This window comes from Flavobacterium ardleyense (assembly GCF_042686085.1).
Classification (GTDB): Bacteria; Bacteroidota; Bacteroidia; order Flavobacteriales; family Flavobacteriaceae; genus Flavobacterium; species Flavobacterium ardleyense.
In genome coordinates this window covers 20,049-29,828 of sequence record NZ_JBHUOL010000004.1, presented here as the reverse complement: position 1 = coordinate 29,828, position 9,780 = coordinate 20,049, and the positions used below count along the sequence as shown (strand labels likewise).

11 protein-coding genes are annotated in these 9,780 nt (G+C 28.6%); all 11 read right to left on the bottom strand.

Annotation, left to right across the window (positions count from 1 at the left end):
- Positions 1 to 340: 340 nt before the first annotated feature.
- The 11 genes from ACFSX9_RS01635 to ACFSX9_RS01585 all read right to left on the bottom strand — a co-directional run bounded on the left by ACFSX9_RS01635 (position 341) and on the right by ACFSX9_RS01585 (position 9,730).
- Positions 341 to 1,015 carry a hypothetical protein gene (locus ACFSX9_RS01635; protein WP_379803569.1) on the bottom strand — a complete coding sequence of 225 codons (675 nt, stop codon included), beginning with the start codon at positions 1,013 to 1,015 and terminating at the stop codon, positions 341 to 343.
- Between the two features lie 506 nt (positions 1,016 to 1,521).
- Positions 1,522 to 2,199, bottom strand: coding sequence for a c-type cytochrome (locus tag ACFSX9_RS01630; RefSeq protein WP_379803566.1), 678 nt, complete (start codon positions 2,197 to 2,199; stop codon positions 1,522 to 1,524).
- A 329-nt stretch (positions 2,200 to 2,528) separates the two neighbouring features.
- The gene (locus ACFSX9_RS01625; RefSeq protein ID WP_379803564.1) at positions 2,529 to 3,083 is read right to left on the bottom strand and encodes an NADAR family protein; all 555 of its coding nucleotides are present in this window, start codon (positions 3,081 to 3,083) and stop codon (positions 2,529 to 2,531) included.
- A gap of 594 nt (positions 3,084 to 3,677) precedes the next feature.
- A complete protein-coding gene (locus tag ACFSX9_RS01620; RefSeq protein WP_379803561.1) occupies positions 3,678 to 4,076 on the bottom strand; it encodes a GlcG/HbpS family heme-binding protein in 399 nt (132 codons plus the stop codon).
- A gap of 129 nt (positions 4,077 to 4,205) precedes the next feature.
- Complete coding sequence (locus ACFSX9_RS01615) at positions 4,206 to 5,045, bottom strand: helix-turn-helix domain-containing protein (RefSeq protein WP_379803559.1); 840 nt, start codon at positions 5,043 to 5,045, stop codon at positions 4,206 to 4,208.
- Between the two features lie 164 nt (positions 5,046 to 5,209).
- Positions 5,210 to 5,485, bottom strand: a complete 276-nt coding sequence (locus ACFSX9_RS01610; protein ID WP_379803557.1) for a hypothetical protein — start codon at positions 5,483 to 5,485, stop codon at positions 5,210 to 5,212.
- 78 nt (positions 5,486 to 5,563) lie between these two features.
- Positions 5,564 to 5,758, bottom strand: coding sequence for a hypothetical protein (locus ACFSX9_RS01605; protein WP_379803555.1), 195 nt, complete (start codon positions 5,756 to 5,758; stop codon positions 5,564 to 5,566).
- A 412-nt stretch (positions 5,759 to 6,170) separates the two neighbouring features.
- Positions 6,171 to 6,725, bottom strand: a complete 555-nt coding sequence (locus tag ACFSX9_RS01600; RefSeq protein ID WP_379803553.1) for a hypothetical protein — start codon at positions 6,723 to 6,725, stop codon at positions 6,171 to 6,173.
- A 192-nt stretch (positions 6,726 to 6,917) separates the two neighbouring features.
- Positions 6,918 to 7,505, bottom strand: coding sequence for a hypothetical protein (locus ACFSX9_RS01595; protein WP_379803551.1), 588 nt, complete (start codon positions 7,503 to 7,505; stop codon positions 6,918 to 6,920).
- A 308-nt stretch (positions 7,506 to 7,813) separates the two neighbouring features.
- The gene (locus tag ACFSX9_RS01590; RefSeq protein WP_379803548.1) at positions 7,814 to 8,599 is read right to left on the bottom strand and encodes a DUF6090 family protein; all 786 of its coding nucleotides are present in this window, start codon (positions 8,597 to 8,599) and stop codon (positions 7,814 to 7,816) included.
- Between the two features lie 135 nt (positions 8,600 to 8,734).
- Complete coding sequence (locus tag ACFSX9_RS01585; protein ID WP_379803546.1) at positions 8,735 to 9,730, bottom strand: phosphotransferase; 996 nt, start codon at positions 9,728 to 9,730, stop codon at positions 8,735 to 8,737.
- Between the last annotated feature and the right edge of the window lie 50 nt (positions 9,731 to 9,780).

The window sequence follows — 9,780 nt, the reverse complement described above, 5'->3', positions numbered from 1 at the left end:
AGATAAACTCAAGAAATGGAAGTCACCTTACAAAAGCAAAGGTTGTTTTAGTTTTAAAACGAGTTATTGCAGCGATTATGACGGCTTTATTGAAAAAGAGCTACCAATTGCAGTCTAAAAAATAGTGTGCCGTAGAACGAAGGTATTGAAGTTTACAAGAGCTTTTAAAAGCGAACTTGTGAAAAAAACAAGGTTTTTTCACAGCCTGACGTTTGGCGGCTTTGCGACTGTTGCGAGCTTCGTGAACGTTTTCTTTCGGTAAATATAATATTTCTTGCGAAAAATAAATGTGAATTTTGCACATTTCTCGCAATAGCGCAAAACCGCTGTTAGCAGCTGGCTATTGCCATTCAAAAGTTGATTTTCCTTTTCCGTTTTTCATTTTAAACTTATCAAAATAGTCATTTACGCCAATACATTTAAAAGAATAATAAACTTCCACTTTCTTTATTGGATTTTCTATTGTTTTTATGCTATCGATAGTAAAATTAAAATTTTCTGGTGTAATCTGTTCATTATATTTATATGTACTATAACTATTTACATCATTATTTATGTCATAATGATTTTGATATGTAATATTGACATTATGAATATTTTCTATTGGATGACTTCCTTGATAATAATCAAAATTATTTCTATTAAAGAAATTGATAAAGTCAGAAAAATTATTATATCTATAATTAACTGTATTTAGTTTGGTTTTAGATTCAAGAAATCTATAAGAAACGAATACACTTTTTTCAACGTTGTTATTTAAAATTTTATAACCTAAACTGAATTGTATATAGCTTGAGTCTATTGGCATAGAAATTATACTTGCACTATAACCTTTGGTAAATACATTAGTGCTTACTAAAAACTTTCCATTGAAATCACCCAAAATATAATCACTATAATTTTTTAATGTGTCTAATGCTATTGAATTACTATTTTGAGGATTTAAATCAACAGGTTCATTACAGCAAGATGATATTACCGTCAATAATGTCAATAAAAATATTATTTTTTTCATTTTTTTTGTGATTTTTTTGGTGATTTTTTTGGTGCTTGCTGCTAACTTATTTATATGTATGACTGAATGATACAAAGCCACCCATTTTTGGGTGTATAGATATTATAATTGTCATGCCTATTTCTTTTTCAAATGTAAAAAAAAAAATTAGAAGTCTTACAGAATTTTATAAAACAAAGTGGCTTTTACAAATTTAAACTGAAGATTGATTAAAAACATTTTTACAAAATTACTTTGCATAGAGTGGATAAAAAACGAAAATCATTAAACTTTCAATTACTTACTTATGATGGTGACCCAAAACTGCGTTAGGGATAGTAGTGGCATCCTTTTTATTTTATTTTCAAAATAAAAAGATAGAACGAATAGCCCGCTCGAACGCCCAAATAGAAAATCAAGTGCAATTACACGCTCAAAAATAAAACTCAAGCAGTTCTATTTTGGATAATTATCGGGAATTGAAATCATCCGTTGGTTTATTTATAGTAGCGTTGTAAAAAAGCTTCTTAATTGCAGTTTGAATTTATATATGAAATGAGTTGATCCGCTTCTTGCTGGGTAGATTTAGTCCAAGGATGTCCATGGTTTCCAGCTAAAAGCTCAACTAATTCATCAGCATTCATTGTGTTAGAAAAGGAACTAAGCGCTATACCAACTAATTGTTTTTCAACTCTATGACACATGCCACAGTTATTCTGAAAAATAATTTTGCCTTGTGCTGTGTCTGATTTGTCGGTGCTTTGATCCTTTAATTTTTTATAGACTTCTTGGTCATAAACGGTATGTTTTTCTGATTTCAGGCCGGCCGTGACTTCGTAGGAATATACTTTGGAACCATTTTCATAAGCGGTAACAGTCTGATTGCATTCGCACGAATGTTGTTCGCAACGTGCAAGGTAATCCACTTTTAGAGTTACTTGTCCGCGTTTGTTGTATGTATATGACCATCCTACTCTTTTGTTATTTAGCAATTGTCTTTTGTAGTTCAACTTGCCATTTTTAAAATAAGTAAATTCTGTAATAGTATCGTTATCTTGATATTTGACGCTTTCACGCAGTAATTTGCCATCCGCATACTTGTTTAGCGTGGTCTTGTTTTCAATTCTTTGTTCCGTACAGGATAATTGCACTAAAAGCACTAACAATGTCAGTAAAGTGAATTTTGTTATTCTTGAATAGCTCATAACGTTTTGTAGCTAGGTTATTTAAACCGACCTTAACAAATATAGGCAAATTTTGTACTGTTAAATTCTATTTGGTATTAAAACATGGTAAGTAATTGTGGAACGCAAGCTTGAATTCGCTATTTCTTCAATCTAATCTTCCAAAGAACATCTAAACTAATAACATGCTTATACTGGAAAGCAAATTTATAAGAATAAGCAATACAACTACAATTGTTTTCTCATCTGTTCATCACAGCCAAACTGTGAGAAAAACCATTATTACTTTTATACCAAATATTCTTAATTTAACATCGCCTGAATTCTACTGTGGTGTTTATGTGAATTTTTTATTTACCATCTTTAAGTATATCTCTAACTTCCATTAGTACAAAACCCAATAAATTTAGACCGTTCCATCGTTTTGGATTTTCCGCTTTGTCGCTATCCGAAGCAAGTCCTATTCCCCAAATTCTATCAACGGGACTGGCTTCTACTAAAACTTTGTTCTTGGTGTTTACTAGAAAATCCTTAAGTTCTTTATGTTGTCCAAATTTTTCTAAACTGCCCTTTAAAACAATTTCAAAGCGTTTGTTATTCCAAGTGATTTCGTCAAAGTTTTTAACTTGCCTGCCTAAACTCTTGGCCTCTGCGGGTGACTTTGCAACTATAATTTTTTTATAAATTTCAACGTCCGAAAATAGAAGCGCTTTCTGTGCCATCATCCAATGTTCGGCAGTATTATATTTTACCTCATCTACAACAAATGGTGCGGTCCACCACTGGCTAAAACAGGCCGAAGTTAATTCGCCACTTTTACTTTTTTGGTGTCCCCAAAAGAATAGGTATTTTAGCTTTTTCCCTTTTTCAAAAGTGCTAATAAGATTCTCTAAATTGTACTTCATATTTTGATGATGCGTAGTTTTTCCCGATTGTTGTTTAAAATAACAAAATTGAATCTATACTTTGTCGGCTTTTATATTAATTATTTTCTAAATATAAGACTTCTTACATTAAACTTATAGTGCTTGTAATTTGATAATTGCTTTTGAGATACTATGAAATAATTTTCTAAATGATTATACAACTCTTTTCTTGAAAGTCAAATTTTCCTCTAAAGAATCTGAAATATATACTATCATTAGTATCTTCTTAAATGAAACATTTGATATCGTTTTGCCCCAAATTAATTTATCCACATAATTTTCACGTTTCTTAAGTAAGGAATTTTTAATGTCATTCAAATTATCGATTAATTTTATAATTTTAATTGACCTAAAACTTAATCGCTTACCATATCATAAATCTAGAAGGATATGCTTGAGCTCTTTTTATAAAAATTTATTAAGCTCTTAATAGATACGAATAGTAGTTTAGCCAATATTGATTCTTTGCCACAGGAAATAGGAATTTAAGTTCTACATTTTTTAGTACTAGTGTCAAAAGAAAAGAGGATAATTACAATTAATTATCCTCTTTTCTATTAAATCCAAATAGTATTAGATTACAGATGCACCAGCTTCTGCAACTGCATGATCATTTTCTACTGAACTTCCACTTACTCCAATTGCTCCAATGATTTCTCCTTGTGCATTTTTTATTGGAATTCCACCTGGGAATGTAATTAATCCGTTGTTAGAATGCTCAATGTTATATAGTGAACCTCCTGGTTGAGATAATTCACCGATAATTCCGGTATTCATATCAAAATAACGTGCTGTCTTTGCTTTTTTAATAGAGATGTCAAGCGAACCTAACCAAGCGCCATCCATTCTTCCAAATGCTACTAAATTTGCTCCTGCATCTACAATGGCAATGTTCATTTTAGTATCAATTGTTGTTGCTTTTTGTTTTGCCGCTGCTATCGCTTTTTCTGCTTGTTCTAATGTAATATTCATAATGTGTTTGTTTAAAATTGATATTATTATATTACAAATTTACTACGATAATCATCGAATTGACTTACCAATACAGTTCAAGGACTTATGAAAAAAGGTCAAATTTAATAAAAAATTCAGCTGAACAATTTATAAAGCTATTTCGCTTGGAGAGTATCCGAATTTATTTTTGAAGGCAATACTAAAATTTGATAGATTGTTGTAGCCAAAATCTAAATAGATGTCTGATGGTTTCAAAGCGCCGTGTTCTAAAGTTTCTTTTGCCTTTTGAAGTCGTTTGTCTTGCAACCATTTGCCAGGTGAAGTTTTATACTCACTGATGAAATGACGTTTAAAAGTAGATAAACTCATGTTGCATAAAAATGAAATTTCTTCTAATTTTAAATTTGAATGAATCTTGCTTTCAACAATTTTTTTAAAAGGCGAAGTTTCTTTAATTATTAATGAATGTAAATACAGCTCAAAAGCGCTTCCATATTTTTGCAGCAGATAAAGCATTAATTCTTCAAATTTTACAGAGAGTAAGTTGTCCATAAAAACTTTTGGTGCTTCACTAATTGTAGATAATGAGTTTAAATATGAAGTTATATAAGCGTCATTTCTAATAATAAAAAATGGTTTTTCTTCTTTTACAATTCCTTCATTTGTAGTGTGTTTATCTAAAAATTCCTGAAGTTTTCTTTCCGAAAAAAAGAAAAGTTTACAGTAATAAATTGCTTCGGTATCTAGTAATTCCGTCCACAACCAGTTTCCTTTCTTTAGCAACAAAGATTGGTCTTTATTTACCACAACCGATGTTCCAGCGAAGTGCACTTGCTTCTTACCCACTTGTAAAAAGCTAAACATATTCATATCGAGATTGACTTTGCTTTTGACAACATCGTTCGTCATTTTAAAATCATAGACAAATAAATCGGGATTTTCCTTTTTGTTCTTAATATAGATTTCAGGTATATTTTCTATTGGCATCTAGTTATTGTTTAAAACTTGCACGTAATCTGTTTGTGTGAATAGTTATGATAAAAAGTAAAGTTAGTAAATAAAACCAGTTATAAATTCTCATATAACTTTCGTAAATAACTCATAATTAAACCATGAAATATAGAAGATATTAGTAATAATTTTTCCTCTAATTAATAAAAATCATAATAGAGATTCCATTTCTTCGTTTTATCGTTTTTCGCAAACATGAAACTACCGCTATCGATTATACTTAGATTTATTTTTTCGTTAGATGTAATTTGAAATACAAACTCAAAGCCTTCTACAAAATCCTCATAAATACTAATCCCTGATTGACAATATGATGGAAACTCGCCAATTTTATACGCATACTGATGAAAATCCGCTATGTCATAATGACTTTGAATTATGCCACTATTTTTAAGTTTAATTATTTCGTGTTCCATGGCAGCTACTAATCCACCGCCATCCCAAATGGGAAAATACTGTTTCTTTTCTGCTTGTAATGGAAATTGCTTTATAAACTATTTTGGGTTTGATAAGTCTTTAATGGTGATATCTTCTAAAGTATCATATTCTCTTATGACATAGTTCTCTCCGATTTTCTCAAAACATTCTGGATATTCATTAGAGATAAAAACTGTGCGTATTTTTGTATTCGATAATTTCGGATCAATAAATGACAAGTTCGGAATGAAAATTTGAGCTAATGAAAACATTAACGCGCCTTTTTTACCAGTTGGAATAGTTTCATCAATTTTATAAGCAGTGACTTTTCCAATCCAACTTTATTGAATTGTGTTTTCAGGCCGAAAACCAATAACTTCAAAATTTGTTGCGTCTGTAGAAATCTTATCTTTTACTTCTTCAATTGTCAATTTAGTTCTATGTTATTATTAGTGTAAAAGTATGTTTTTTTTTATTATGACAGTTTTACTTACGCAAGAATAACTTAAGTTTACCCGATTTTTTCACAGTTTTTGAAGTAGTTGTTAGCAGTGTTTTATTGTAGTCAATAATTTTCATTTCTACTGAAAACTATTTTTTACTCGTTTATCGTACAAGTAATTGATCACTGCGATTTCACCAAGTAAAAAAATGTGTACGAACTAATTTCCGCTGTTGTTTTTATTAGTCTTCAATTCTTCGTAGTTCTAAAATATTTGATTTTTCATTTAAAATTATCATCAAAGAAATTGGCACATAACCAGTTTCCTTTTCGTAGGTTTCTATAATAAGTTCTGTTTTAAAACCATAATTTGCGATTAATTTATCGCTTTCAATATTATTATTTGCATTTAATAAAAAATTATAATCATCATGAACAAAAAAGTCTTGACTACTTATTATTTCTTTACAAATTCTATTTCTATCATTCGCAGAAATTTCAAGCTTTGTGATTTGATAATAGTCAGGAAATCCAGTGATTTTATTCTCAACAATTTTAAAATTATCATTAAGAGTAACTTTAGCAATCTTTAAATCTTCGATGGCGTCAGATTTGAAATAAAGGTATGATTCAAATGTTAAAAATAGAAATGGTACAATTACAATTGATGCTAAAAATAAACCAATAATTATTCCAAGTTTTTTCTTCTGTAAATTTTTAAAAAAAATAAAAACAAGAAATGATGCTATTAATAATATTACAGCTATTATCATCACCACAAATACACCATAACCCATTTTTTATTTTTTTAATTATTCCTCAATACTCAGGTTTTACAACATACGAGCTAACGTATTGGCGCGTGAGCAGTTTAGAGAGTTTAAAACATAGTATGTTTTTGCCTAAACGAAGATATAATAAAAAACTCTAATTCCACTTAAGCTGTAGCCTAACCAAATGGCCAATAGCCGATTTGTTTCTACTTTCTATTATTTGTTAATCAAAGAAATTATTAATCCTAAAGTCAAAATTATAATAAAAATTAACCATCCATAACCCTTTGTGTTTTTAATGTTTTTATTTTCAAACCTTAATTTAAAATATGATGAAGTTATGTTTTTTAAATTGCTTGCCAATAAATTATAATTTGTTACTTCTAAAGATGTAATCACTACTTTTTTTGATTCAAATAATTCAATTGTTATTTTCCGACCTTTATAAGCTTCAAAATTTCTTAATTTATTTGAAAATTCCGCATTATAATTATCTTCTATAACTTTACAAACGTCATTGAATAAAATAATTTTCGTTCGGAAAATAAAAGGATAAGAAATTAATAAAGTATCGTTTGTTAATTCAATCTTTTTTGAACTTAACAACATGTATAATGATACTAATGCAAAAATACAAAATAACGCATCAAGAATCCCTATCATTATATAGTCATTTTGATTGTGTATAACCCATTCTGAATCATACAAAAAATAAGCAATAGTCGAGAAAAAAAGCATACCAAAAGAACTAAATCCTATTTGAAGCATACTTGGATTTGCAATGATTTTGCTGTTTTCGTTCATTTTATCGTACAATATTAGCTAATGTTTGTTGGGTCCTGAATGTTGTTTTCAACAGAACACTATTTTTCAATGGTTTATCGTAAAAGTAATTGATCACGGTTATTTTAGCCACTTGTAAGTTCGGAGTGATATTTTAAATTTAAAATAGTACATTTGAGATATGAAATAAAATCAGGGAATTTAAATTTGCTGATAATTTATTTTCAGTACCGGATACAATGTTGTTTTTTATGATAAATAACGGTTTAAAATACCTAAAACTTTCGGTTTATTAATAGTCATAGGGTTTGGATTTAACAATGAATCCGCTATATTTTATATATCGTGTTGCCAATAGTTTTTGGATATTCATTCTCAATTAGTTTCATTATATTTTGAACATTCGTAATCGAAATTTGATAATAATTTATTTTATATAATCTAAACCATAATATTTCAGAAATTAAAAATCTAAATTCTTCATCCTTGTGCAACTCTTCTTGATTTGTAGGAATATAGCCAATTATCTGCTTTATTCCTCCTCCAAAATTTCTTGGATAGGTGATTTTTAATGAATCTCCTAAATACAAATCATATTTAATATCTTGATTTCTATTAATTTTGAAATTCTTTTTATAATATGGATTCACGTAGTTACTAATATCCGGATGCATACTATTTTCTTTAGTTATTCTTGGAAAATAATTGTTATAAACTAAAGTAATTAAATTTCTTAAAGAGTCATTTTTTATAATGCTAATTCCTGTGTTTTTCAAATTATCAAAAGCAGATGTGTTTGGGAAAATATACTCATCTTTACTCGCCCAATAAAAATCCATCATTAATGAATCACTACTGATTTCCTCATTATCTAAATAATCTTGAATTTTTAATTGACTTTTTAATGCGTTTCTATGAATTTCAATATCATTTTTTAAGTCAACTAAATTGTCACTTAATTCAAAATAAATTTGTGAAATTATTTCTTTTTCAGTCTTTTCTTTTTCAATTTCTTTCCCCCAATTTGTTAAGTAAAATGCAATTAAAACACCAATGACAATTATGACAATTTCAATCAGATATTTATAGACATGCTTTTTTTTTGATTTCTTCATTTTAAATTTTGAAAAAGTTTAGAGGTTTTGCGTGATTGCGAACTACGTAACAGATATTTGTAATGCTAAGATACTATTTCGTGAGAAAGACAGATGTATATTTAGCCCAATTTCCGCAATCTTTCAAAACGAATGTTAGTTACCGTTTGTTCTTCTTGTTTCATAATATTCCATCCAGTTTCTAATTCTTCCAACGAACATTTTAAGATAGTTTTCAGTAAAAAAGATGTTAGACCAATCAAATCTTTGTGCTTGTACTCCAAGATAAAATACAAAAATTGATGCTCCAACTTCTGGAATTAATTTAATTTCTTCTTCGGATAAATATCTTATTTTCTGGTAACCGTTTAGAAAACTTTTAGTTTTTGATTCATATTCATTTTTGTCAGACTCTATGAAAAACAATTGTTTACAAAAATAACCAACATCTAAAATTAATAAACCATTTCCACAATTATCAAAGTCAAAAATAGTGATTTCATTTTCATTATTTACGCTCAAATTATCGTACCAAATATCTAAATGCACTATTCCGTTTTTATTTTCTCTTAAATTACTTTCATTAATTCTTTTTGGAATTTTATCACCAAGTTCTTTTAAAAATTTCATTTCTTCAAGTTCTTCTGAAAAAAATGATTTCAGATGATTATAAGATTCACTTAATAGAATTTCACTATCGTAATTTACTCTAGCTGTTTTTTTATTTTCGGTGACACTATGGATTTTAGCCATTATAGTTCCAATAGAATAGCAAACTTCGTTAGACATAAAACGCATTTTTTCGCCGCTTGCAAATGAAAAGAGTACTCCATATCGAATTCCCTCCGGAGCATTAATTTCTTGAATGAAGTTTCCATTTGTATCTGAAATTGGATAAGAAACAGAAAGTGAATTTTTTTTGAGTAAATTTAATAGTTCTAATTCTTGCTCAATTTCAATTTTTGTTCGCCATTTATAACAGTAAACTCTAAAAATGAATTTAGTTTCGTTGTTCGAAATAAAATAAGTGTGATTTAGTCCGGTTCTAAATAATTTGCAATTATAATCTTCTGTCAGCTCGTATATTTTTTTAATAAAATAACCTAATTCTGTCTCGGATAATGTTGAAGTAACGACTGGAAAAGTTATCATTTAGTTCGGGTTTTTTTAAAATTGCAGCTAAAGTTTCGTCACGCTTCGAG